16 protein-coding genes and 1 other RNA gene are annotated in these 25,663 nt (G+C 63.8%); 14 read left to right on the top strand and 3 right to left on the bottom strand.

Going from position 1 to position 25,663, the window contains the following annotated elements; all coding sequences use genetic code 11:
* Nucleotides 1-167 precede the first annotated feature (167 nt).
* Nucleotides 168-2,084 carry a 2-isopropylmalate synthase gene (leuA, locus tag BG22_RS01275; protein WP_140492397.1) on the top strand — a complete coding sequence of 639 codons (1,917 nt, stop codon included), beginning with the start codon at nucleotides 168-170 and terminating at the stop codon, nucleotides 2,082-2,084.
* Between the two features lie 111 nt (nucleotides 2,085-2,195).
* Here leuA and BG22_RS01280 read toward each other — a convergent pair whose 3' ends face one another.
* Nucleotides 2,196-4,613: a transglycosylase domain-containing protein gene (locus BG22_RS01280; protein ID WP_258186155.1), complete on the bottom strand. Its 2,418-nt coding sequence runs from the start codon at nucleotides 4,611-4,613 to the stop codon at nucleotides 2,196-2,198.
* 219 nt (nucleotides 4,614-4,832) lie between these two features.
* On the opposite strand from BG22_RS01280, the gene ffs reads away from it, so the two are divergent.
* From ffs to BG22_RS01320, 8 genes are all read left to right on the top strand, one after another.
* Nucleotides 4,833-4,929: signal recognition particle sRNA small type (ffs, locus tag BG22_RS01285), an RNA gene on the top strand.
* A 238-nt stretch (nucleotides 4,930-5,167) separates the two neighbouring features.
* Nucleotides 5,168-6,403, top strand: coding sequence for a phosphatase PAP2 family protein (locus tag BG22_RS01290; RefSeq protein WP_140492401.1), 1,236 nt, complete (start codon nucleotides 5,168-5,170; stop codon nucleotides 6,401-6,403).
* Between the two features lie 129 nt (nucleotides 6,404-6,532).
* On the top strand, nucleotides 6,533-9,604 hold the full coding sequence (gene topA, locus BG22_RS01295) for a type I DNA topoisomerase (RefSeq protein ID WP_181163325.1): 3,072 nt from the start codon (nucleotides 6,533-6,535) through the stop codon (nucleotides 9,602-9,604).
* Between the two features lie 372 nt (nucleotides 9,605-9,976).
* Entirely contained in the window at nucleotides 9,977-10,669 is a 693-nt protein-coding gene (gene tmk, locus BG22_RS01300) for a dTMP kinase (protein WP_140492406.1), read from the top strand.
* Nucleotides 10,666-11,820 carry a DNA polymerase III subunit delta' gene (locus BG22_RS01305; RefSeq protein ID WP_140492408.1) on the top strand — a complete coding sequence of 385 codons (1,155 nt, stop codon included), beginning with the start codon at nucleotides 10,666-10,668 and terminating at the stop codon, nucleotides 11,818-11,820. Before tmk ends, BG22_RS01305 begins: the two co-directional genes overlap by 4 nt.
* A 115-nt stretch (nucleotides 11,821-11,935) precedes the next feature.
* Nucleotides 11,936-12,490, top strand: a complete 555-nt coding sequence (locus tag BG22_RS01310; RefSeq protein WP_094667981.1) for a YbhB/YbcL family Raf kinase inhibitor-like protein — start codon at nucleotides 11,936-11,938, stop codon at nucleotides 12,488-12,490.
* Nucleotides 12,491-12,743: 253 nt separating this feature from the next.
* Nucleotides 12,744-14,345, top strand: a complete 1,602-nt coding sequence (locus BG22_RS01315) for a C69 family dipeptidase (RefSeq protein ID WP_140492411.1) — start codon at nucleotides 12,744-12,746, stop codon at nucleotides 14,343-14,345.
* A gap of 160 nt (nucleotides 14,346-14,505) precedes the next feature.
* The gene (locus BG22_RS01320) at nucleotides 14,506-16,023 is read left to right on the top strand and encodes a formate--tetrahydrofolate ligase (RefSeq protein WP_140492413.1); all 1,518 of its coding nucleotides are present in this window, start codon (nucleotides 14,506-14,508) and stop codon (nucleotides 16,021-16,023) included.
* Nucleotides 16,024-16,486: 463 nt separating this feature from the next.
* On the opposite strand, the gene BG22_RS01325 is transcribed toward BG22_RS01320, so the two are convergent.
* On the bottom strand, nucleotides 16,487-16,834 hold the full coding sequence (locus tag BG22_RS01325) for a phenylpyruvate tautomerase MIF-related protein (protein WP_094667894.1): 348 nt from the start codon (nucleotides 16,832-16,834) through the stop codon (nucleotides 16,487-16,489).
* 175 nt (nucleotides 16,835-17,009) lie between these two features.
* Between BG22_RS01325 and BG22_RS01330 the strand changes: the two genes are divergently transcribed.
* Nucleotides 17,010-17,546, top strand: a complete 537-nt coding sequence (locus BG22_RS01330; protein ID WP_140492484.1) for a GtrA family protein — start codon at nucleotides 17,010-17,012, stop codon at nucleotides 17,544-17,546.
* 88 nt (nucleotides 17,547-17,634) lie between these two features.
* On the opposite strand, the gene BG22_RS01335 is transcribed toward BG22_RS01330, so the two are convergent.
* On the bottom strand, nucleotides 17,635-19,068 hold the full coding sequence (locus BG22_RS01335) for an MFS transporter (RefSeq protein ID WP_140492416.1): 1,434 nt from the start codon (nucleotides 19,066-19,068) through the stop codon (nucleotides 17,635-17,637).
* Nucleotides 19,069-19,414: 346 nt separating this feature from the next.
* Between BG22_RS01335 and BG22_RS01340 the strand changes: the two genes are divergently transcribed.
* The 4 genes from BG22_RS01340 to BG22_RS01355 all read left to right on the top strand — a co-directional run bounded on the left by BG22_RS01340 (nucleotide 19,415) and on the right by BG22_RS01355 (nucleotide 25,656).
* Nucleotides 19,415-20,074: a histidine phosphatase family protein gene (locus BG22_RS01340; protein ID WP_094667891.1), complete on the top strand. Its 660-nt coding sequence runs from the start codon at nucleotides 19,415-19,417 to the stop codon at nucleotides 20,072-20,074.
* Between the two features lie 284 nt (nucleotides 20,075-20,358).
* Nucleotides 20,359-21,321: a hypothetical protein gene (locus tag BG22_RS01345; RefSeq protein ID WP_094667890.1), complete on the top strand. Its 963-nt coding sequence runs from the start codon at nucleotides 20,359-20,361 to the stop codon at nucleotides 21,319-21,321.
* A gap of 642 nt (nucleotides 21,322-21,963) precedes the next feature.
* Entirely contained in the window at nucleotides 21,964-23,811 is a 1,848-nt protein-coding gene (locus BG22_RS01350) for an ABC transporter ATP-binding protein (protein WP_169834092.1), read from the top strand.
* Between the two features lie 54 nt (nucleotides 23,812-23,865).
* Complete coding sequence (locus tag BG22_RS01355; RefSeq protein WP_140492418.1) at nucleotides 23,866-25,656, top strand: ABC transporter ATP-binding protein; 1,791 nt, start codon at nucleotides 23,866-23,868, stop codon at nucleotides 25,654-25,656.
* Nucleotides 25,657-25,663 lie beyond the last annotated feature (7 nt).

Raw genomic sequence — 25,663 nt, forward strand, 5'->3', positions numbered from 1 at the left:
CCACTAGTGTCGCGAGGCCGGCATCCCGGGGAACGCGGATGATTCAGGCATATTGTGAGATGCGCGTGGTGTTGGAATGGGCCGCAGCTAGGATAGAAAAGGCGCATGTTACGTGTGCGTAAACGACTTATCCATTCAGGAATCAATCCACATACAAGGGAGGAACAATGGGTCAGGATCAATCATCCGTCTTTGATCTTGCAGCGGTTGCCGCGGCATCCAATGGAGGGAACAATGACCCGCTGCTGCCTCCGGCACGATTCATCGGCGATCCGCAGAAGCCAAGCCGTATGCCGTACACCAAGTACGTCGCCTACGACAAGCAGGTCCCCTTTGATTACCCGGAGCGCACGTGGCCGGGCAAGCGACTGCAGCGGGCGCCGCGCTGGTGCTCCGTCGACCTTCGCGACGGCAATCAGGCCTTGGTGAACCCGATGGATTCCGAGCGCAAGCTGCGCTTTTGGAATCTGCTGGTCTCCATGGGCTTCAAGGAGATCGAGGTGGGCTTCCCGTCCGCTTCGGAGACCGATTTCGACTTCATCCGCATGCTCATCGAGCGTGAGCTGATTCCGGACGACGTGACCATCGTGGTGCTCACCCAGTGCCGCGAGCACCTCATCCGCCGCACCTACGAGGCGCTCAAGGGTGCCAAGCGTGCGATTGTGCACTTCTACAACTCCGTCTCCGTGCTGCAGCGCGAAGTGGTCTTCCGCAAGAACAAGGAGGAGATCAAGAAGCTTGCCACCGACGCCGCTGAGCTGTGCAAGCACCTCGAGGGCGAGGCCAAGGGCATCGACCTGTACTACGAGTACTCGCCGGAATCCTTCACCGGCACCGAGCCGGAGTACGCGGTCGAGGTGTGCAACGCCGTGATCGGCGTGATCAAGCCGACCCCCGAGCATCCGATGATCATCAACCTGCCGGCTACCGTGGAGATGACCACGCCGAACGTGTTCGCCGACGAGGTGGAGTACGTCTCCGCCCATCTGGACGACCGCGATGCCGTGGTGCTCTCCCTGCACCCGCACAACGACGAGGGCATGGGCGTGGCCGCCACCGAGCTTGCCGTGCTCGCCGGCGCCGATCGCGTCGAGGGCTGCCTGCTGGGCAACGGCGAGCGTACCGGCAACGTCGATCTGGTGACGCTGGGCCTCAACTGGCTCACGCAGGGCATCGACCCGCAGCTCGACCTGTCTAACGTGCCCGAAATCCGTAAGACCGTCGAGTACTGCAACCAGATCAAGATCTCCGAGCGCCATCCGTACGCCGGCAACTTCGTGTTCACCGCGTTCTCCGGTTCCCATCAGGACGCCATCAAGAAGGGTCTTGAGGCCCGTCAGGTGGCCGCCGAGCGCGCCGGCGCCGATCTGGACAGCTTCGTGTGGCTCGTGCCGTACCTGCCGATTGATCCGAAGGACATCGGCCGTACGTACGAGGCCATCATTCGTGTCAACTCGCAGTCCGGCAAGGGTGGCATGGCCTACCTGCTCAAGACCAACCACAACCTCGACCTGCCTAAGCGCCTGCAGGTGGAGTTCGACAAGATCGTGCAGAAGTACGCCGACGACACCAAGAAGGAAGTCAAGGACGAGGACATCTGGCGCCTGTTCAAGGACGAGTACCTGCCGGTGGAGCAGTCCGGCATGACCGCCGCCGGCGTGGTGGTCGGCGACACTCATGACGCCTCGCTGGCGCCGTGGGGCCGCCTCAAGCTGCTCAAGGTGTCCGTCAGCTCCGGCGAGGACGGCTCCGACACCGTGCTCAAGGCCCGTCTGCTCGACCGTGGCGTGAACGTCGGCGTGGATACGCCGGTGGAGTGCGAGGTCTCCGGCATCGGCAACGGTCCGATCGCCGCGTTCCTCAACGCCATTTCGAACTTCGGCGTGGACGCCTCGATCATGGACTACGTGGAGCACACGATGTCCGTGGGCACCGACGCCATGGCCGCCTCCTATGTGGAATGCCAGGTCGGCGACGGCGATGACGCGCCGATTGTGTGGGGTGTGGGCATCGACTCGTCCATCACCACCAGCGCCCTCAAGGCCATCATCTCCGCCATCAACCGTTCCCAGCGCAACCGCTGAGTGTGGTCGCCCGGCTGGCCGCAGTATCCGGCCGCGGATAAATGAGGCGCCCGCTTTCCAGATGGAAGGCGGGCGCCTCATTGGTTGTGGGCTTTGGAAGCCAAGGTATTGCTATTCCGTGGTCGCGTAGGAATTCATTTCGCCGGGCGCGAAGGGTGATTCCTCATCCGGTTGGACCGGCACGTCGTAGCTCGGCCCATCGGTGCTGCCGGGGTCGTCGGCGCTGGGGCCGTCACCCTGACTGGGATCATTGACACCCGGATAGTTCGGGCATTCGCTGGAATAGCTCGGGTTGGCGAGGCACTGCTTGGCGAGTTCCTGGGCCTGCTGGTCCGGTGCGGTCGTCGTGCCGGACTGCTGATCCTGCTGCTTGCCGGAATCGGTGCCGGACTGGTCCTTGTCGGCTTCGGAGTTCTGCTGGCCGGACGTCGAACCGGACGAGGACGAAGAGCCGCGACCCAGACCCCATGTGCCGTCGGAGCCACCGATCTTGCCGGAATCCTTGGCGGTCGGGAACTGCTCGACTTCGGTGCCCTGCAGGGCCTGCGACATGTACTCCTGGAACAGATGCGCCGGATAGCCGGTGGAGGAGACGCCGTAACCGGAGAAGGCGGGCACCACCTGCGGGTTGCCGTTGTCGTCCGGATTCCAGATGGCCCACACGTTCAGCATGCTTGGCGTATAGCCCACGAAGGAGGCGGCCTTCTCGTCGTTGGCGGTACCGGACTTGCCGGCCACAGGACGGCCCAGCATGGTGGACGTGCCCGCCGCAGTGCCGTATGTGGTGGTGCCCTGCATGGCCTTCTGCACGAGGGCGCAATCGTTGGCGTCGAACACCTTCTCGTTCTCGTTCGGGGCGTTGTAGAGGTCCTTGTTGTTCGCGTCGATCACGCGGTCGACCATGTGGATGGTGTTCTTGACGCCGTTGTTGGCGATGGTGGCGTGACCCTGCGCGAGGTCCCACACGGTCAGGGCGTTGATGCCCAGCACGTTGTACATGGAGTTCTCGTCGATCTCGCCCGCGATGCCGGCCTCGTGCGCGATGGCCGCCGTGCGTTGCGGGGTCAGGTGTTCGTTGACGTTCATGAACACCGTGTTCACCGAGTTGGCGGTGGCCTGGTACAGGTTGATGTATCCCCAGTTGTTATCGAGGGCGTTGTTCACCTCGGCGCTGATGCCGGTGAAGTGCTGGTGCGAGTTGCCGTTGAACAGCGTGTTGAAGTTCACGCCGGACTGCGCCGCGCCCAGCAGGGCGAACGGCTTCATCGTGGAGCCTGGCTCGAACAGCGCCTGATCGGCGTTGTTGAGCTGCTTGGTGAGATAGTCCGAACCGGCGTACACCGACACCACGGCGCCGGTCTTGGGGTTCAGCGCGATGCCGCCGACCTGCAGCGTGGCGGGCATGTCCGCGAGGCGCGTGTCGCCGATCTGCTGCATGAGGTCCTGCTTGGACTTGTCGATGGTGGTGACGATCTTGTAGCCGCCGGTCGCCAGCTCCTCCTTGGTGAAGGCCTTGGACTGCACCAGCTCACGCTCGACCATATCGAGCAAGTAGCCGGTAGGGCCGGAGTATTCGTTCTGTTGGGCCACCGGGGCGGTGGTCGGGAACTGGGCCGCGGCCTTCTCCTTGGCGGTGATGTAGCCGTCCTCCTGCATGATGCTGAGCACGCGCTTGAAGCGCTGCTGGGCCATGGTCGGGTCGTCCGCCGGGTCCCAGGTGGAGGGGGAGGGGATGATGCCGGCGATCATCGCCGCTTCGGAGAGCGTCAGATCCTTGGCGTCCTTGTTGAAGTAGGCTTTGGCCGCCGCTTGGATGCCGTAGGAGTTGCGGCCCAGATAGATCGTGTTCATGTAGTTGCACAGCACCTCGTCCTTGGACTCGGTCTGTGCGATCTTCAGCGCCAGCACGGCCTCGCGGGCCTTGCCCACATACGTGGTGGTTTCGCCCAGATAGTAGCGTTCGGCATACTGCTGGGTGATGGTCGAACCGCCCTGACGGGTGCCGGTGGTCACGTTGTTCCAGAAGGCGCGGGCGATGCCCTTGAGGTCCACGCCGTGGTCCGTATAGAAGGTGCGGTTCTCGGATGCGACGATGGCGTTGCCGAGGTATTTCGGCAGGCCCTCGCAGGAGATGATCTGACGGTTCTGCTCGGCGTACGAGCCGATCGGTGTGGTGCCGTCCGCGTAATAGACGGTTGTCTTCTCCGCCAGCGCGAACTTCTCGGGCTGCGGAACCTCGGTGGTGGTGTACAGGTATGCGAATGCGGCGCACCCGGTCAGCACGCCCAGGCCGATCAGGCCGAAGAAGATGCCCAGCACCCATTTCAGTACGCGATGCGGCCGCTTGCCGCCGTTCCTCTTGCGCTTGGGGGCCTTGTGGCTGGTGGGACGGTGCGTGCCGGTGCCTGCGGCGCGCGTGGCGCGCATGCCGGCGTCCGCGGTGCCGTAGGTCTTGCTTTGCGCGGTGCGGGGCTGCCTCCTGGCGGGGCCCTGACCCTGCGCGTGCGCACGACGTTGATATGAAGCCATACGTTCCACCGTAACCGTTGGCCTTGAACAATCAAGTGGCGTGAACGTAACCACTCGGGTGCGAAGTGCGTATTTCCGCCGAATTCTCACATTTACGCACATGTATGAGCGTGTGTCTGCGTGTTGCCTGAATATCGGCTGTATATTGCGGCTTTCAGCGTATTCCGGCAGGCTCTTTGAGACACGACTTGCGATGGTCCACCCGTTTCCATACACTAAACAAAGCCTCCATGCGGCGCTACGTCACCCAACTCCCCCAGGGCAGGAATGCAGCAAGGGTAAGTGGCCTCTGGCGGGTGCGTGGAGGTTTTCCTTTCTTCTGGAGACTCGGGTCGAGCCGGGCCGCGGACGCCGCAGCACTCGTGGCCCCGGCCCATAGGCTCAGTCTTTATCGGTTCACTCTTTTGGTATTTCCCGGTTTCCCGGTTTTCCGATTTGCCGCTGTGCGGCCTAGTGGGTTGCGCCGGTAATGGTCATTAATAATTGTGCGGATTTGGGTGCGGCATGACGGGCGGGCGGGGCGCTGTCCGGGATACGGCCGTACAGTCGAATCTATGAATGACCAGCAGTATCCCACCATTCGCGATCCGCACGCATCGAACAATCTGGTCGGCGGCGACGGGAGCGGTCTGCGGCCCCCTGCCGACGACCCGCTGGCCGCGCTCGGCCCCGATCCCCGAAACCATGCCACGGCCGCATCCTTGGGGCTGGCCGGTCGAGGCGGATCGTTCACGGGCGCTTCCGGCGCGGGCTCGGCAGGCAATGCCGATGCAGCCGGATTCGGCGGGGCCTCCGCATCGGGCGGTCGCGGTATCGGTATCAATGCCATCGAGCCGGACGACATCGACCGTGGTCTGGCCCGGCTGGACCCGCTCGCCGTGCGTCCGCGCGGCTCCAGCCGTGTGCTGTGCGTGGTGTTCGGCGTACTGCTCATCGCCTTGGGCTTCGGCGTGTGGTGGGCCTGCGTCCACACCGAGAACGGTCAATCATATGACGAACTGATCTGGACCTCGTTGCCCAAGAGCGTGCCGTCGTGGGCCGCCGGACTGATGGATGCCGTGGCCCAGTCGTGGCTGGTGATCGCGGTGAGTTGCGTGCTGGCCGCCATCGGTCTGGTCTGCGCGGCCGTGCGCCGCCGCTGGTGGCTGTTGGGACAGGCGGGCGTGCTGGCTGTGGCCTGCCTGGCCTCCACAGGGCTCAAGGGCGTGCTGCCCCGTCCATTCATCATCAACACGGCGTCTCCGGCGGTCAATTCCGCACCCTCCGGCCATACCATCCTGGCCGTCGCCGCCACAGCGATCCTGCTGCTCACCGTGCCGCGCGCGGCCCGTGCGCTGGCCGCGGTGGCCGGTGTGGCCTGGTCGTCGCTGGTGGGCGTTTCGGTGATGGTGGGGCAGTGGCACCGCGCTTCGGACGTGGCCATGTCGATTCTGTTGGTCACGGGGCTGACGCTGATCGCCATGGCGTTCACACGCACCTCCGGCATGGACGCGCCCGGCCGCCGTGTCTCCTCGGTGAGCGTGCAGATCGTGGGCAGTGTGCTCATCACAGGCGGACTGCTGCTGATCGCCTACGCCGCGTACGTGGTCTGGCAGGTGGTTCCGGGGCTGAGCGTGAGCGCCAGCTGGGCGGTGTCGGGCTCGATCATCAGCGCGGTGACGGGCATCGTCGGCCTATCCGCGCTGGCATTCGGACTGGTGCTGGCACTGCGGCAGATCACTGCGGCGCCGTTGAGCCGCATCGGACTGATCGGCGCGCCGCCGGCCCCGCCGACGTCCCGTGCGCGCTGACGACGCAGCATTCGCCGCGCCGGCGGGCGAGCTCGCCCCGACCCCTGAATTTGGCGGTTGACCACCGTTCGTGATTATTATGACGCCAGAAACATCGTGTGTTTCGGGAGAAGGCATTAAGGAGTGGGTATGGCTACCAAACTCGTGATTGTGGAGTCCCCGACCAAGGCCCACAAGATCGGTGACTACCTAGGCAAGGGGTACACCGTCATGGCATCAGTGGGCCATATCCGCGACCTCGCCCAGCCCAGTCAGGTGCCCGCGACGGACAAGGCCAAGTTCGGCAAGTTCGGCGTGGACGTCAATGACGGATTCAAGCCGTACTACATTGTGGACGGCGATAAGAAGCACACGGTCAGCGAACTCAAATCGGCGCTCAAGAAGGCCGACGAACTCTACCTCGCAACCGATGAGGATCGCGAGGGCGAGGCCATCGCGTGGCACCTCGTGCAGACCCTGAAGCCCAAGGTGCCGGTCAAGCGCATGGTGTTCCACGAGATCACGAAGGACGCCATCCGCGCCTCGCTGGGCAAGACGCGTGACGTGGACGGTCATATGGTCGATGCGCAGGAGACCCGGCGTATCCTCGACCGCCTCTATGGCTACGAGCTCTCCCCGGTGCTGTGGCGCAAGGTGGGGCCGGGACTGTCCGCCGGCCGCGTGCAATCCGTGGCCACCCGTCTGATCGTGGAGCGTGAGCGCGAACGCATGGCGTTCCGGCGCGCCCCGTACTGGGACATCGTGGCCACACTGGCTGCGCCCTCCGCCGAGGGAGATCGCGCAGAATTCTCCGCGCGTATGGTCTCACTCGGCGGCAAACGGCTCGCCGGCTCCAAGGACTTCGGCCCGGACGGCAAGCTCACGCCCGACGGGTTCAAGGACAATGTGCGTCAGTTGGACGAGGCATCCGCCACCGCGCTCGCCGACGTGCTGCGCGGCGCCGCATTCACCGTGATGTCGATGGAGACCAAGCCGTACCGTCGTCGCCCGCAGCCGCCGTTCACCACCTCCACGCTGCAGCAGACCGCCGGCAACCGGCTCGGCATGGGCGCCCGCGCCGTGATGCGCGCCGCCCAAAGCCTGTATGAGAACGGCTATATCACGTATATGCGAACCGATTCGGTGACCCTCTCGCAGGAGGCCATCGCCGCCGCCCGCAACGCCGTCTCCTATCATTTCGGCGACCGGTTCCTTTCCGCCGAGCCCAAGCAGTACGCCACCAAGACCGCCGGCGCGCAGGAGGCCCACGAATGCATCCGCCCGGCCGGCTCGCGTTTCCATGATCCGGATGAACTGGCCGCCAAGCTGCCAGTGGACCAGCTGCGCCTCTACACGCTGATCTGGCAGCGCACGCTCGCCTGCCAGATGGCGGATGCCACCGGTTCCACCGCCACCGTGCGGTTGAGCGCGCCGGCCGGTCCCACGGACGGCGAGGCCGTGTTCCAGGCGTCCGGCACGGTAATCGAATTCCCCGGCTTCATGAAGGCCACGGGCGAGGGGCGCAGGCCGAAGCAGGGCGCATCCGAAGGCGCTGCCGCAGGTGCCGCCGGTGCAGTCGCCGGTGCCGCGAATGGCAAGGCCGGAGCGGACGCCTCGGAGAGCAACGCTTCGCTGCCGCCGATGACCGTGGGCCAGCAGGTCGAAGCAAGCCGAGTGGAGCCGGACGGGCACGAAACCCAGCCGCCGGCCCGCTACACCGAGGCCACGCTGGTCAAGACGCTTGAGGCCAAGGAGATCGGCCGGCCGTCCACGTACGCCAGCATCATCTCCACCATCATGGATCGCGGGTACGTGTACGAGCGCGGCCGCGCGCTCATCCCCAGCTGGCTGGCGTTCTCGGTCGTCAAACTCCTCGAGACCAAGTTCCCCAAGCTCGTCGACTACCAGTTCACCGCCGAAATGGAGAACGGCCTCGACCGCATCGCGCATGGCGAGGAATCGGGCCGTGATTGGCTCACCCGCTTCTATTTCGGATCCGGCGAGGGCGCGGCGCGCAATGCCGACGAGGCGCACGAGGGCCTGCAGCAGCAGGTGGCCCAGCTCGGCGAGATCGACGCCCGCGCCATCAATACCATCGACATCGGCGACGGGCTCCATGTGCGGGTGGGACGCTACGGTCCGTACCTTGAGGACATGGAACACATGGACGCCGAGGGCAATCCGAAGCGTGCGTCGTTGCCGGACACCATCGCGCCGGACGAGCTCACCGTGGAGGTGGCCCACGATCTCATCGACAATCATTCCGGCGGGCCGCGTGAGCTGGGCAAGGACCCGGTCAGCGGCGGCACCGTGGAGGTGCGCAACGGTCGATTCGGGCCGTATGTGGCGCTGATTCCGCCGGCTGAGGCGACTGCCGCCGGTGCGGGGACGGCCACGGCCGGCAAGAAAAGCTCCAAGAAGGCCGCCGCCGATGCGCCGCGGCCGAAGATGGCCTCGTTGTTCAAGACGATGAGCCCGGAATCGCTCTCGCTGGAAGACGCACTGAAGCTGCTGAGTCTGCCGCGCGAGGTGGGCCGGTACGAGGAGACCAACGCCGAAACCGGCGAGGTGTCCGAATGCACGGTCACGGCCAATAATGGCCGCTACGGTCCGTACCTGTCGAAGACCGGAGCCGATGGCAAGTCGGAGACCCGGTCGCTCGCCTCCGAGGACGAGATCTTCACGGTGGACGTGGCCAAGGCCAAGGAACTGTTCTCCCAGCCCAAGTACGGGCGTGGCCGTGGTCGCGGCGCCGCCAAGCCGCCGCTGCGTGAGCTCGGCACCGATCCGGCCACCGGCAAGAACGTGACCATCAAGGACGGCCGTTTCGGCGCATACATCACCGATGGCGAGACGAACCGCACCGTGCCTCGTCAGTACACGCCCGAGACCATCACCCCCGATGATGCGTTCCGTCTGCTTGCCGAGAAACGCGCCGCCGGACCGTCCACCCGTGGGCGCGGGCGTGGCCGAGGGGCCAAGGCCGCCGCCACGGGCGCTACGAAGAAAGCCGCATCGTCGGCCGTATCCGCTCAGGAGGCCAAGCGCGCCGAGCGTCGCGCCGAGGTGAAAAAGCTCGCCGACAAGGGCTGGGCCAACCAGCGCATCGCCGAGAAGATCGGCTCCACGCCCGCCACGGTGAAGAAGGATGTGGAGTGGCTCACCGCCAACGAGGGGTACGAGCGCCCCGCCGTGGTCGCCGCCAAGCCTCAGCGCCACTAGCGCCGCTGAATCGGTCGGCGAGGCTGGTCGATCAGCGGTTGATGGCTGATTGGGTGGATATCTCGCTTGCAAGGGGTACATTCGCCCCTCTGCAAACAGCTATCTGCTTTGCAAGGGGTACCTCAACCGTGAAACCTTGAGTATATCTGGCGAAATGTCGCCGATTGTACTTGGGGTTGCCGGGTTGAGATACCCCTTGCAAAGCAGATAGCTGTCCGTGGGATGCGAGATGTACCCCTTGCAACGGAGATACTGCGAAGGTACCGGCGGATATTGTGGAATTGCCAGGATGTTGACCTGCAATAGGCCGCACAAGGGGCTTGCGGTCCCGGCTGAGCCGCCAGCTCGGCGCCTACCGGTAATGTCGATGCTATGACCGGTGTGTTTATCTCCTTCGAAGGCGTCGACGGCGTGGGCAAGACCACGCAGGTCGAGAGGTTGCGCGGTTGGCTTGAGGCGCAGGGCCATACGGTGGCGGTCACGCGGGAGCCGGGCGGTACCGCACTCGGCCGGGCCATCCGGAAGCTGCTGCTTCATGGCGTGGCTGAAGAGCCCTCGAATGCGGCCTCCGTTTCGGCGGTGTCCGGCGGCTCGGCTGATTCCGCCTCTGTTCCGGCCGACATCGCCCCGCGTGCTGAGGCATTGTTGTTCGCTGCGGATCGAGCCCAGCATGTGGCCGAAACGATTCGCCCGGCATTGGAGCGCGGCGAAGTGGTCATCACTGACCGGTATCTCGACTCGTCGCTCGCCTATCAGGCCGGCGGACGCGAGCTGACCGCAGCGGAGATCCGCAGTCTGAGCATGTGGGCCACGAACAACCTGTTGCCGGACCGCACGTACCTGCTGGACATGGACCCCTCGCTTTCACACGCCCGCCTCCAGCACGCCGAGGATCGCATGGAGTCGGCCGGCGACGGATTCCAATCCCGCACACGTCAGGCGTTCCTCGACTTGGCCGCAGCGGAATCGGACCGGTTCCGTGTGATCGATGCTGGGCAGTCCATCGAAGATGTGTGGAATGTCATCGAGGACGATATCAGGACGTTGCTTAAGGAGCGCGCATGAGCGTATGGGATTCATTGGTGGGTCAGAAGCCTGTGGTCGATATGCTCAGTCGCATCGCGCAGGGCGAGCCGAGCCAGATCGCCCAGTCATGGCTGATCTGTGGCCCTCCCGGATCGGGCCGGTCGAACATGGCGCGCGCGTTTGCGGCCTCGCTCGAAAGCCCGGACCGCGGCATGGGCGACGAACCTACCCGCGTGACCCGGCAAGTGCTCGCCGGCACACACCCCGATGTGACCGTGCTCGCCACCAACAAGGTGACCATCGGTATCGATCAGGTACGTGAGATCATCACCACTTCCGAGCAGATGCCGGCCACCGCGCCATGGCGGATCATCATCATCGAGGACGTCGATCGTATGCTGGAGCGCACCACGAACGTGCTGCTCAAGGAGATCGAGGAACCTGCCGAACGCTGCATCTGGCTGCTGTGCGCCCCCAGCGCGCAGGACGTGCTGCCCACCATCCGCTCACGCTGCCGTGTGGTGAACCTCGCCGTGCCGTCCACTGCGGCGGTCGCGGATTTCCTGGTGGCGAACACCGGCGCGGAGCCGAAGATCGCCCAACGTGCGGCGCGCCTATCCGAGGGGCACATCGGCATCGCCAAGCTGTACGCCACGGACGAGCGGGTCATGTCCGACCGCGACGAGCTCGTCGTCGGCGTGCTCAACCTCGCTCGTGCCTCGGACGCTGTGCTGCTCGCCGGCAGTCTGACGGACAACGCCAAGGCCCAGGCCGAAGCGGATGCGGCGCGCACCACAGCGGCCCAGGAAGCGGAATTCCGCCGTATCAACGGGCTCAAGGAGGGGGAGCGCATTCCCCCCAAGCTGCGAGGCGCCTACAACCAGATCGCCAAAAAGGACGACGTGAAGCGTCTGGTTACCCGCCGCACGCGCGACGTACTGGACCGCGCGCTCAACTCCGTGGCCTCCATCTACCGGGACGTGGCCGTGCTGCAGAACAATGCGGAGGATGCGGTCGGGCTCATCAATCTGGAGAACCGGTCGGCCATCACCGAACTGTCCGTGCGGCTGGACCGGGCCGGCGCTGTGACGCGGCTGGACGAGGTGGCGCGAGCCCGCAAGCGTCTGGCCGGCAACGGCAATCCGCTGTTGGTGTTCGAGGCCCTGTTCTGCGCGTTGATTCCCGTCTGATGCGTTATAGGCCTGTCGAAGGGAGCTGCGGGCCTGTCGAAGGGATCGGCGCGCGCAGTCCGCTGGCGAAGCGGGGACAAGCGCCGGTAACACGGCTCGCGTTACACTGGAGTTTATGAAGATTTCCGCCGATTTCACCGTCATTCCGGACGATTTTGCCAAGGCCGCGGCACCTGCGTACTTCAACGGCGGCGTACCGGTCGTCTCCTTCCCGTTCTACATCGACGAAGTGAGCCCCGAGGCGCGCTATCTGCACTGGGAGTTCGTGGATCCCGACTCCATCCCCGTGTGCGGGTTCGAGTGGATTCACTGGTCGGTGGCCAACCTGCCGATCGACGCGCTGATGTACGACTTCAACGATTCCCATGCGCTGGCCATTCCGCCGGACTTCTCCCGTCAGCTGCCGGCCATGATTCCCGAAGCCGTGCAGGGCCGCAACTCGTCGGCGTCCAAGTTCCTCGGCCGCGACAACGACCCGGCCGTGACCATGCGGTACAACGGTCCTCAGCCGCCGGACAAGGACCACGAGTACTACCTGCAGGTCTGGGCCACCAAGAACCCGCTGCCCGGCCTCAATCAGGGATTCTGGCTCAACGAGCTGCTGCACGCGCTGCGCAACAGCGGCGAGACCCCCGAGACGGACGGCATCTTCCTGACCGGCAAGGCGTGAGCCTCGGTTCCTCGGTTCCGGCGGGATAGACGCCGGAACGGAAGCCGGATTGGGCATCGTCCCCCGATGATTGCGCCTGCGGGCGGCATATCCCTATTCGCGCGGGTCGCGCAGGCGACGCACGCGCCGGGGCGAGACGATCCATGACGATACGTGGGCGCTGCCGCTTGGATTTCTCCCGGTTTCACTGCGCCCGACGGTCCCTCGTCGGAAGGGCCGGACACACAGACAACAGAAAGGATGCATCGAACTTATGGCCTGCACCACGATTCTGGTAGGCAAGGACGCGAGCTACGACGGCTCGACCATCATCGCCCGTAACGAGGATTCCGCGAACGGCGAGTTCAACCCCAAGCGCTTCATCGTCGTGAAGCCGGAGGAGCAGCCGCGCGAGTACAAGTCGGTGATCTCCCACCTGACCATCATCCTGCCCGATGATCCGCTGCAGTACACCGCCGTGCCGAACGCCGACCTCAAGGAGGGCATTTGGGGCGAGGCCGGCGTCAACGAGGCGAACGTGGCGATGAGCGCCACCGAGACCCTGACCACCAACGAGCGCGTGCTCGGTGCCGACCCGTTCGTCGAATACACGCCGGCCAAGGGCGACGAGCCCGAAGTGCCCGGCGGTATCGGCGAGGAGGACTTCCTGACCATCGTGCTGCCGTACATCAAGACCGCGCGTGAGGGCGTGGAGCGTCTCGGCGCGCTGCTCGAGGAGTTCGGCACCTACGAGATGAACGGCGTGGCCTTCTCCGATTCCAACGAGATCTGGTGGCTGGAAACCGTCGGCGGCCATCACTGGATCGCCAAGCGCGTGCCTGACGAGGCGTACGTGACCATGCCGAACCAGCTGGGCATCGACGAGTTCGATCTGGCCGATGCGCTGGGCGATCAGGAGGACCACATGTGCTCCGCCGACCTCGCCGAGTTCATCGAAGCCAATCATCTGGACCTCGCCGTGGAGAACACCACGCCGTTCAACCCGCGCGACGCCTTCGGCTCCCACTCCGATTCCGATCATGTCTACAACACCCCGCGCGCCTGGTACATGCAGCGCTTCCTCAACCCGTACGACGAGGTGTGGGATGGGCCGGACGCCGACCACAAGCCGGAATCCGACGACATCCCGTGGGCCCGCCAGCCTGAGCGCAAGGTGACCATCGAGGACATCAAGTACGTGCTGTCCTCCCATTACCAGGGCACGCCGTTCGATCCGTACGGGCAGCTCGGCGACGAGCGTACGCGCCACATGTACCGCACGATCGGCATCAACCGTCAGAGTCAGCTCGCGGTGATGCAGATCCGCCCGTACCGGCCGCAGGCCTCGCGCGCGATTCAGTGGATGGCATACGGCTCCAACCCGTTCAACACGCTGGTGCCGTTCTTCCCGAACGTGGACTCCACTCCGGCCTACCTCGAGGACACCACCACCCGTGTGACCTCCGAGAACTTCTACTGGGCCAACCGCATCATCGCGGCCCTGTGCGACGGCGCCTTCCGCTCCACCTCCAACGCCGTGGAACGCTATCAGGAGAAGACCGGCGCGATGGGGCATCGTCTGGTGGCCGCCACCGACGAGCAGGTCGCCCGACTGGGGCTGACCGCCGCCGAGGAGGCCGAGCAGTCGGCCGCCGAGGAGGAATTCGAGGCGGACAACGTGGACGGCGACGTGCAGCCGATGGACCCGGACGAGATCATCGCCGCCGTGCGCAACCCCGAAGTACGTGGCATCCTCGCCGCCGCCAACCAGACCATGGCCGACCAGCTCAAGACCGAGACCGAGAAGCTGCTTGACTCCGTGCTGTACACCCGCAGCATGGAGATGAAGAACGGCTTCCACATGTCCGATTTCTAGTCCGTTATCTGGCTCCCTCTTTGAGGGGGGGCTGTCGAACGAAATGGGACTGAGGGGAGCGTTTGCTGAAGGACTTCCCCTCAGTCCGATTCGCGGCAGGCTCCTCTCACAGAGGGGAGCTGAGATATGGACTGCCCCCACAAACACAGAAAGGCTTTATATGACCACCATTGCAGACTTCACCAGCCAGTACGGACTGGTCAAGAAAATCGACGCATTCGGCTACCTGAAGTACCTTGCGGAGAACCCGGACGCCCCGCGCAAGCACGGCAAGGTCGTGCTCGTCACGGCGGACACCCCGCTCAAGGCGAGCCGTGGCGAGGGCAAGACCACCACCACCATCGCCCTCATCGACGCGCTCAACAAGCGCGGCATCGATGCGGCTGCCGTGCTGCGCCAGCCGAGCATGGGTATCACCGCCGCCGGTTCCAAGGGCGGCGCGTCCGGTGGCGGCAAGGCTTCCCTGACGCACCCCGAACTCATCGACTGGGGCCTGTGCGGCGAGATGGGCGCCATCGCGGCTGCGCAGAACCTGCTCGTCTCCTTCGCCGAGAAGGCCATTGACGACGGCAAGCTCGACACCGTGCTCGTGCCGCGCGTCTCCGAAGTGCCGAGCCGCTCGCTGCGTTCCATCGCCGTGGATTACGGCAAGGGCAACGTGGCGGAGAAGGTGGTGCTCACGCCTACCTCCGAGCTCATGCAGATCGTGGTGCTTTCGCGTTCCATGGGCGAGATCGGCGAGCGTGTGTCCAGGATGATCGCCGGCACCAAGGATGGCAAGGCCGTGACTTTCGGTGAGTTCATCGACCTGTGGCGCATCACCGGCATTCTGGCTGATGCGGTCAAGCCGGCTCTGACCGAGACCGTGAACGGTTCGCCGGTCTACGTGCATGGTGGTCCGTTCGCCAACGTGTCCATCGGCATCCCGACGCTGGTCTCCGTGGAGATGGCCTGCGCGCTTCACGACGTGGTCATCGTCGAAGCCGGTTACGGCACCGATGCCGGCGCGCAGAAGTGGCTGGACATCGCATGCCGTGAGTTCGGGGCGCAGTGGCCGTCGGCCGCCGTGGTCGTCACCCGCGCCTCCACATGGCGCGACGACCCCGATCTGGCCTGGCGCTATCCGTTCCATGTGGAGCGTCTCGAGGGCTTGGACATTCCCACCTTCCCGCTGGTCAATCTGTGGGATGGCGAGGACGACCAGATCCCGTCCCTGCGTGAGACCGCAGCCGAGCTGGGCTTCCGCACCCCGATCATCGGCAACCTGTTCCGTGACGGCGGCGAGGCGCTGGCCCCGCAGCTCGACGGGTTCGTGGATGTGCTCGAGCATGGGTCCATGCCGGCCGAACCGCATTCGCACAAGGGCATGGCCCTGACCGAGAACGTGAAGTGGGTGGCCGAGCATGCCTACGGTGTGCCGTCCGATCGCGTGGTGTACAAGCCCGGTTTCACCGATTCCATGTCCAACGCGATGGAGCTGTGCCAGTCCGCCGGCATCTCGCTGGACGATCTGGCGCTGGTAGCGGTCAAGTCGCCTGCGACCATGACCGACAACGATCGCGCCCCGGAGGGGGAGCGCACGGTGACGCTCAAGAAGGTGGAGGTGCACGCCGGCGCCGGTCTGGTGCATGTGAACCTGACCTCGTCGCTCACCACCCCGATGCCGAAGATCGTGTGATTGCGCATATCGGTGGGTCCATCTGCGTTGCGAGGGGTTGATAAATGATGGAATCCGGGGTTTGACTGCTGCAATATCGGCGGTCAGACCCCGGATTTTTTGTATGGACAGCCCCTCGTAACGGAGAACGCCCGCTAAGACGTATTGAGGCGAGGTAACTGGCTTGTAAGGGGTACATTCTTGCATCTGCGGAATGGTATCTGCGTTGCAAGGGGTACCTGATACGGGAAACCCCGAGTATGACCGTTGATATTGCAGCGGTGATACTCGGGGTTTCGCTGTTGGGGTACCCCTTGCAACGCAGATAGATGTCGGGGAATGCGCCAATGTACCCCTTGCAACGGAGAAAGCCCCGTTGCAAGGGTGCCGGCTAGAAGTTACCGCCCTGAACCGTTAAGCGGGGAGCCCGGTGGGCTTCCCGTAGGTGAGGCGAGCGGCTGTGCCGCGAAGGGAATGGTGCCGGTTAGAAGTTGCCGCCGTTCCAGCCCCAGTCGGTGGTGGCGGTGTATCGGATGTACGTGCGATCCTCGGGGATGCCGAGCGTGGAGTTCAGCGCGGCCATGATGGATTCGGTGAGCTTCTCCCAGGACGAGCTCGGCACGGAGCGACCGAACACGTTGACCTCCACGTAGGCGGCGGGCTTGTCGTCCGAGCCGCCGAAGTAGATCGGCATCTCGTCCTCGAACGGGCACATGAGCCAACCCTCCGACTTGCCGGGCACTGCGGTGATGGCCTTGCCGTAAGCGGCCTTCAGGGCTTCGCGCTGTTCGGGCGTGGTCTTGACGGAGACATGAGTGTGAATGACGGGCATGATTCCTCCTTGACGATGTGGAATGGCCTTACAGGAGCCCAGTCTAGCGATTCGAGGCGGCTCGAGGTACCGTCAGGCCAATTGCGAAGATTGCGGCGGAATCCAGCCAACGGACAGCCTACAGTCAGCCCGGTAGTGTTGAATAACCCACGTGAGAAAACTGATCGCGCAGCTTATGAAATTCGGCATCGTGGGTGTCATCGCCTTCATCATTGACTGGGGCATCCTGAACCTTCTGGTCGGCGTGTTCCACATGCACAACGTGATTGCCGCCACCATCTCCTTCATCATCTCGCTGATTTTCAACTATCTGGCGAGCATGAAGTTCGTGTTCAAGCACCGCGCCGACATGGCGCGCTGGATGGAGATCCTCATCTTCGTGGTGGGTGCGGTGATCGGTCTGTTCATGAACGACCTCATCATCTGGATTTCCACGTATGGCATGAACCGCGACGCCTTCGTCTCGCAGCATGCCGAGTATCTGCTGCGCACGAACGTGGGCAAGCTGATCGCCACGGCCGTGGTGATGGTTTGGAACTTCCTGATTCGCAAGTGGTTGCTGGACGATACGCACACCCATGCGATGAACCGCCTGCGCTCCGCCGAAAACAAGCTCAGTGCCGAAGAGCTCGAGGCCAAGTGGCAGAACAGCTTCTCCCACAAGCTCGGCGTCTGGTCGCTGGAGCATACGCCGAAGGGCTGGCCGAAGTAGCCTAGCCGTCAGCTGAAGATAAGCGAATATGCGAAGAGCCCGGTGCAAGCCGGGCTCTTCGTGTAATAAGATGCAACGCGCGTCCTGGTCACACCGTCACTTCGGTCAGTGTCGGCTGCTCGGTGGAGCTCTTGATCTGCTTGAAGCCGATGAGCGCGATCGCCAGCGAGGTCAGCGCCAGCGTTGTGACCACCATGAAACCGCCGTGCGAGCCCATGCGGTCGATGAACTGCCCGGCGATCGCCGAGCCGGCGGAGGCTCCGATGGAGTTCATTGCGCCCATCCACGCCATGCCCTCGGTCAGGCGGGACGGCGGCACCAGATGCAGCATGAGCTGGTTGCCGTTGATCCATGTGGGAGCCTGGCACACGCCGATGAGCAGGTAGATGATCATGATGACCCACAGATGCTTGGCGAACAGGAACGTGCCGATGCCGAGATTCACCACCGCCAGGCAGAAGTAGAAGCGCTTCCACAACGGGATGGCCCAGTTCTTGGCGCCGTACACCAGCGCGCCCATGAGCGAGCTGATCGAGAAGCACGCGAACACGAAGCCCGTGTATTGCTTCATGTTCGACTCGGTGGCGAACGCGATGATCGAGATGCCGGCGGCCGACTGGAACGCGCCGAGACCGAACCAGGTGACGCACACCGCGATCAGGCCCGGCCCCCAGATCGACGCCTTCTTGCCCGAGCGCGCCTCGGCCACGGCGGCCTCGACGGCGGCCGCGATGTGCGCTTGGTCGGTCACGCCCTCGCGCGCCATGCGGCGACGGGCCTCCTCTGCGGCGGCCTCCACCTTCAACGCCTCGGCCTTGGCGGACTCGCGCTCGCGATACTCCTTGCGCGTGATGCCTTCGGCGCGTGCCAGTGCCGTCTGCGAGGGCGGCTCGGTGGTCAGTTCCGTGAGGAACATGAGCGCGCCCACCACTACGCATACGCCGGTGAACGAAAACGCCAGCAGGCCCGAGATCACGGCCAGCGTGGAGGCCAGCGGATTGCCCACCACCCACATGCATTCGTCAAGCACGCCGCATAGCGACAGCGCGCGGTCGGTCCGTTCGCGGTCGCCCTTGAGGATTTTGGTCCAGCGGGCGCGGCTCATCGCGCCCCACGGCGGGATGGCCGCCAGGAACGGCGTCAGGCAGTACAGCACCCATTCCGGCGCGCGGTTGGTGATGGAGGTGGTCAGCGCGATGGCCGCCACGATCCACACGATGATCGTGGGGATGGAGACCTGACGCTGGCCGAACTTGTCCGTGAGCTTGCCGAGCAGCGGCGTGGCCACGGCCAGTGCAATCGCCTGAATGGCGGTGAGCATGCCGGCCAGCGAATAGTTGCCGTAGTAGTACTGCACGGAGATTGTGATGGTCATGCCGACCATCGGGAACGGCATGCAGGCGATCACGCCGCCGATCGAATAACGTGCGGTGTGCGGGATGCGCAGCAGCTCGGCGTACCCACCAAAGACCTTGTGCCCGACTTCCTTGATGGCGGCCGTGACGGTGTTCGTATTGGACATAACAGCACTACGCTCCTTTCCGCTCCCGATTGGATGTCCCTCGCCGCCCTTGGCGTTGGCCGGCGAAGCCCTCATCGAATGATGTGTCTGTCCATGGTCGCGCAAAGTTTGCGTGGCTGTTCGCCGCTGTCGCATATTTGCGTCACCGCTACTCTATGTGTTGGCTTGGATTGACACGCGGTAATTAAGGATTATCGGTTGGGTTTTGCCTTGGGCGATACGGCGGCGATGCGCGGACAGCACCGTGGCGCAGCGGCGACGATAGGATAGAGGCTGCGCCATTGTTGATTGGTATTGCCGATGGCGCCGCAACTCTGCCTGGCAAATTCACGAAGGAGAGCCACCGATGACCGCAACCACCATCCACTTCGTCCGTCACGGCAAGGTGTACAACCCGGACCATCTGCTTTACGAGCGTCTGCCCGACTTCCATCTGTCTGAGGTGGGACGCCGCATGGCTCAGGCCACGGCCGCCTATCTGGCGGGCAACCCGCAGACCAACACCATCGCGGCCGTGTACTCGTCGCCGCTGGATCGCACGCGCGAGACCGCCGGCGCGATCCTCGACGCGCTCAACCGGGTGCGAGGGGAGCGCGGCGAGGAGCCGCTCGCGCTCACTACCGACGAGCGGGTGATCGAGGCCGGCAACGAGTTCCGGGGCAAGCGCATCGGCCACGGCGAGGGTGCGCTGTGGAAGAACGGCAACTGGAAGCTCGTCCTGAACCTGTACAAGCCCAGTTGGGGCGAGTCCTACGAGCACATCGCGGCGCGCATGGACGACTTCGCGCGCGAGAAGGTGGCGCAGCACCCCGGTCAGCAGATCGTGGTGGTCAGCCACGAGTCGCCGATCTGGTCCTACCGTCATTATCTGGAGACCGGCCATCCGGAGCACTGGATGTTCCTGCGGCACACCGCGCTCGCGTCCGTCACGTCCGTGACCTACGACAACGAGACCGGCCGTGTGATATCCATCACGTATGCGGACCCCGCAGCCGACGTGCAGTGACGGGTGCCGGCGGTTTCCTCGCGTTCCCCGGCGGGGAGCCGTGACCGCGAATCGGTGCGGATAAGGCGTCCGATGCGGCATCTCGCGGCTTGCCGGGGTCGCTTGCCGTGGCACCTGCCGCAACACCGTTGGCGAATTCGGCGCCCTCGGACCTGCTTCATGGACCGGCTCCTTGCCGAAGGAGCCGGGAATGCGTGAACGAACCACTGGTATGGCGCACTACAATCGTTGGAAGAACAGGCCGGCCCGCGGAGGGGCGAAAGGCTCGAGCAAAGGAGCATGATATGACCGTTGAACTGAATCGAGAGGCGATCGACCGCGTGGCGGCGCTGCCGGCGGTACGCGAGGCTGCGGAGACCGGAGCTCGGCTCATCGCCCTGTGGCCATTGACCGAAGCCATGCAGATGGACAACGACGCGAAGTACGCCGAGAACCTGCAGGTGCGCATCACCCGTGCGTTCGCCCGCATCCTGACCGGTGAGGACGTGACCGTGCCGGACGCCGAATTCGTCTACGAGGGCGCGGACGAGATTCCCGGCCGCCCGCAGTCGATTGTCGACACGCTGCTGGCCGCCAATGACGCGTACGACACGATGCTCGACTACTCCGAAACCGGCAACGCGGCGCTGGTCTTCGCCGCGGCTGAGGCGTTGGGCGTTGAATGGGATGACGGCGTGCGGTCCGAGATCCGCGCGGCCATCGATGCGGTCGAGCGGCATATCGAGGCTGATGCGGCTGACGAGGGCGCTGCCGGCGATGAGAGCGGCGACCATCTTGCCGGTTCGGCCGACCCCGCCGCCGTGGCCCATCGCTTCGCCACCGCGCTCGCCGTATGCGATGCGTTGCTGGCAGTGGCGGCTGCACATGTGCCGGGTGTCGGCGATGCCTCTGGGGCGCTCGATGACGTTGCGGCCCGCCGCGTGGCCGCCCAGTCGCTGCCGATTCTGCTGTACGTCAACGAACTGCGCGAACAGTGCGCCATCCCGCGCATCTGCCTGACCGATGGCCAGCTGCTGGAACTGGTCAAGGCCCGCGTAACCGCCGCCGATACGTTGGAAGCCACCGCCGAGCTCATCGCGCCGCTGGCCGGCGCCGAGTGGGCCAAGCACCGCGAGGACGTGCTGTGGGACCCCGCCGAAGCCAAGAAGAAGGCCAAGGAGGAGGACGAAAAGCGCAACAAGGAGGCGCTCGCCGCCAAGTTCGCGCACATCAAGGACGACCCCACCAAGGAGACCGTGGAGCTGTAAAAGGGATGTCGGTGACGAGCGACAACAGGCAGATATGATGCCGGCTGCAGATTGTCCCGCAATCCGGGCCGATTCCACCAAGGAAACTGCGGGGTTGTAGATGCTGTGGGGCTGTAGTGCTGTAGCCCCACGCATTCATCATTCATACATTCACAAGACTGTCGGTTCTCGCCGTATGACTGTCGGATTTCAACCGTTGACTGTCGGACCTTGACGCTTCAGTGTCGGATTTCGTACATATACAGTACGAAATCCGACAGTCATGCGTCGGGAACCGACACCGAACCGTCGGGAACCGACAGCCAAGTCAGTAGTCGAATGGCGTTCAGCCGCAATCGGTGAGTAATCAGCGCGAGTAGCAACGGCGGACGGGTCGGAGGTCGATTGTCTGCGCCGGTCGTCCCGGACGCCGGACGCCGGACACGCGCGGTGGTGGCCGGTTGCCATCATTGCGGGAGAGTCTAGACTGATATCTGTTTGTGAGACAATGCGTCTCGACGGTCGAAGGAGAGCGGTCGCGCGGGGTGAACGCGGGTGTCATGAATCGTGGCGGCGACGATTGCCGCGCGCAGTATGGGTGAAAGACAAGTGCTGCGCCAGACCACAAGCAAACACAATCCGAAGAACGTGGTGAATCTCCCGATGTACGTTAATCCGGACAAGAACAAGGATTCGGGCAATCTTCGCTGGATTTTGCCCTACTGCAAACCCGATCTGCCGCGCGTGGCGGGCGCCGTGGTGCTGTTCTGCGTGAACGATGCAATGGCGCTGACCATCCCCCTCATCACCGGCATGCTGGTCGATCAGGTCATCACCCAAGGCCATACCGAACGGCTCGTGCACCTATGCCTGCTGATGATTGCGCTGACCATCATTCGTGTGGGGTCGCGATATGGCTACCAGATGTGGATGGAACGGTTCGGCCAGAACTCCATCTACCGTTTGGTCTCCGACGAGTACGAGAAGCTGCATGAGCTCGACTTCACCTACTTCAACCACACGCGCACCGGCGACATCATGAGCAGACTGACCTCAGACACGGACGCGATCCGCCACTGTCTAAGCTGGGTGAGCTACCAGATCGTCGACTGCGTGGTCATGTTCGTGGGCGCGTTGTGCGTGATGTTCGTTATCGACTGGCGGCTTGCGCTTGCGCTGTCCTGCGTGACACCGTTCATCTTCCTGCTCACGCGCGGACTCTCCACGCACGCGCATCCGTTGTTCTACGCCATCCGCAACTCGCTCGCCTCCCTCAATTCGATGGTCGAGGAGAACATCGAAGGCAACCGCGTGGTCAAGGCGTTCGTGCGTGAGCCGTATGAGACCGAGAAGTTCGACGAGCGCAACGACGACTACATGCGTCGCAACATGGATTTGGCCTACAATTCGCGACGGTACATGCCTTGGCTCGACGGCCTCGGCTTCAGCCTTCAGCTCATTACGCTTGGGCTGGGCGGCTTCCTGGTGATTGAAGGGTACATGACCCTCGGCAATCTGGTGAGCTTCAACTCCTTTTTGTGGATGATCGACGGCCCGGTGCGACAATCCGGCTGGCTCATCAATGACTGGCAGCGATTCAACGCCAGTTGCATCAAAATCCGCAAGCTGCTTACCGCCCAGTCCCGCATCACCGAGAAGCCCGATGCGCGTGAGAGCGTCAAGCAGGCCGTGACCATCGCCGAGCAGGTGGGCGGTACTCATCCGCCGACCCCCGATCGCATCAGCGGCGAAGTCCGTTTCGACCACGTCAGTTTCGCCTTCCCGGACGATCCGGAGACGCCGATCCTCAAGGACATCGACTTCGCCATTCCCGCAGGCGCGAAACTCGGCATCCTGGGCGAGACCGGTGCCGGAAAGTCCACGCTTGTCAGCCTTATTTCGCGCTTTTACGATCCCACTCTCGGCCATGTGCTCATCGATGGCATCGACGCGCGTGACTGGCCGCTGACCACGCTGCGCTCGCAGGTGTGCATCGTGGCGCAGGACACATTCCTGTTCTCCGACACCATCGGCAGCAACATCGGTTTCGGCGCAGACGAGGACGCGGCGCGCGACGAACGCTACATCCAGCGTATGGCGCAGATCGCCGGCGCGGACAGCTTCATCCGATCGATGCCCGACGGCTACGACACCGTGGTCGGCGAACGCGGCGTGGGTCTGTCGGGCGGTCAGAAGCAGCGTCTCTCGCTGGCCCGTGCGCTTGCGGACGATCCGAGCATCCTCATCATGGATGACACCACGTCGGCCGTCGATATGGAGACTGAGGCCGAGATTCAGCGGCATCTGCGTGAGATGGACGGCAGCAAGACGATCATCACCATCGCGCACCGTATTTCGTCGGTCAAGGACTCCGACCTGATTCTGGTTCTGGAACATGGACGCATCGTCGAGCGTGGCACGCACGAGGAACTCGTCGCACGGCACGGACGCTACTGGGACATTTACCATAAGCAGCTCGGGCTGCAGTCCGGCGCATCGCAGGGCTTCTGAAAGCTTTCGGAAAAGTGCGACTCCCCGTCAGGGGTGGTCGAAAGGGATTACATCATGGCACAACGCAACACTTTCCGCGAGGATGAAGAACTCGAGGAGTCGATCAACCTCCACGATATCCTGCGCATCGGTACCTATCTCCGGCCGTATTTCGGCAAGGTGGCGCGTATCCTCGCAGTCGTCATCTTGATGAGCGGCATCATCGTGGTCGTGCCGTACCTGACCAAGATCATGATCGACGAGGCGATTCCGAACAAGGATTATGCGCTGCTTGGCATGCTCGCGGGTCTGTTCTTCGCGCTCATCGTGATTTACGAGCTGTGCTTGCGCTACCGTACGGTGGCCATCACCCGCGTGGGACAGATGATGCTCAAGGACATGCGGCGGGACATCTTCACCCACATCCAGACGCTGCCGTTCAGCTACTTTGATTCCCGTCCACACGGCAAAATCCTCATCCGCGTGGTCAACTATGTGAACACGCTGTCCGACACGCTGAGCTCCGGTCTGATCAACGTGATCTCCGACGTGTTCACGTTCATCATCACGCTGATCGTCATGTTCGTGATTGACTGGCGGCTCGCGTTGTGGAGCCTCATCCTGTTCCCGGCGCTCATGATCTGGGTGTACGTGCTGAAGGTCTTCCAGCGCCGCGCCTACCGCAGGCTCTCGAACAAGCAGTCGAACCTCAACGCCTACATCCACGAGTCCATCGCCGGCGTGAAGACCACGCAGACCTTCGCGCAGGAGAAGACCCAGTTCGACACCTTCCAAGAGCAGCAGGGGGACGTGCGTCGCGCGTGGATGAGGGCCGTGCACATCCAGTTCCTCATGTGGCCCGGCGTGGCCACGATCTCGATGATGACTATCGCGTTCATCTACTTTGTGGGCGTCACCCGCTTCGGCGGCGTGGATGTGACCGTAGGTGTGCTGATCGCGTTCGTCGGTTATGCGAACAATTTCTGGAACCCGGTCATCAACATCGCGAACTTCTACAATCAGCTCATCACCTGTTCGGCCTACCTCGAGCGCATTTTCGAGACATTGGACGTCAAGCCGGAGATTGAAGACAAGCCGGGTGCGAAGGACCTGCCGCAGATCGTCGGTCGCGTCGATTTCAACGATGTGGTGTTCCGCTATGAGGAGGGCGGCCGCAACATCCTCAATCTGGTCGATTTCCACGTCGAGCCGGGCCGGACCATCGCGCTTGTCGGCCCGACCGGCGCCGGCAAGACCACGATCGTGAGCCTGCTCTCCCGCTTCTACGATGTGTCGGAAGGCTCGGTGAAGATCGACGGCCACGACGTGCGCGACGTGACGCTCGAATCGCTGCGCCGGCAGATGGGCGTGATGCTGCAGGACACGTTCATCTTCTCCGGCAACGTGCGCGAGAACATCCGCTATGGCCGTCTCGACGCGACGGACGAGGAGATCGAGGCTGCGGCGAAGGCGGTGCATGCGCACGAGTTCATCATGGAGTTGCCGGATGGCTACGACACCGTGGTGGAGGAACGCGGCTCCACCCTGTCGGCCGGTCAGCGCCAGCTCATCGCGTTCGCGCGAGTGTTGCTCGCCGGTCCGCGCATCCTGATCTTGGACGAGGCGACCTCGAACATCGACACCCGTACCGAGGAGGCGCTGCAGGCTGGCCTGCGGCATCTGCTTGAAGGGCGCACGAGCTTCATCATCGCCCACCGGCTGTCTACAATCGAGAACGCGGACCAGATCTTCTACATCGACCATGGCCAGATCGTGGAGCACGGCACGCATGCGGAGCTGCTGGCGGCAAAGGGTGCGTATTACCGCCTGTACGAGTCGCAGTACGCGATGATTCGCGCGCAGTGATCTTGCG

The organism is Bifidobacterium sp. UTBIF-78 (genome assembly GCF_006408945.1).
GTDB classification, from domain to species: Bacteria; Actinomycetota; Actinomycetes; order Actinomycetales; family Bifidobacteriaceae; genus Bifidobacterium; species Bifidobacterium myosotis.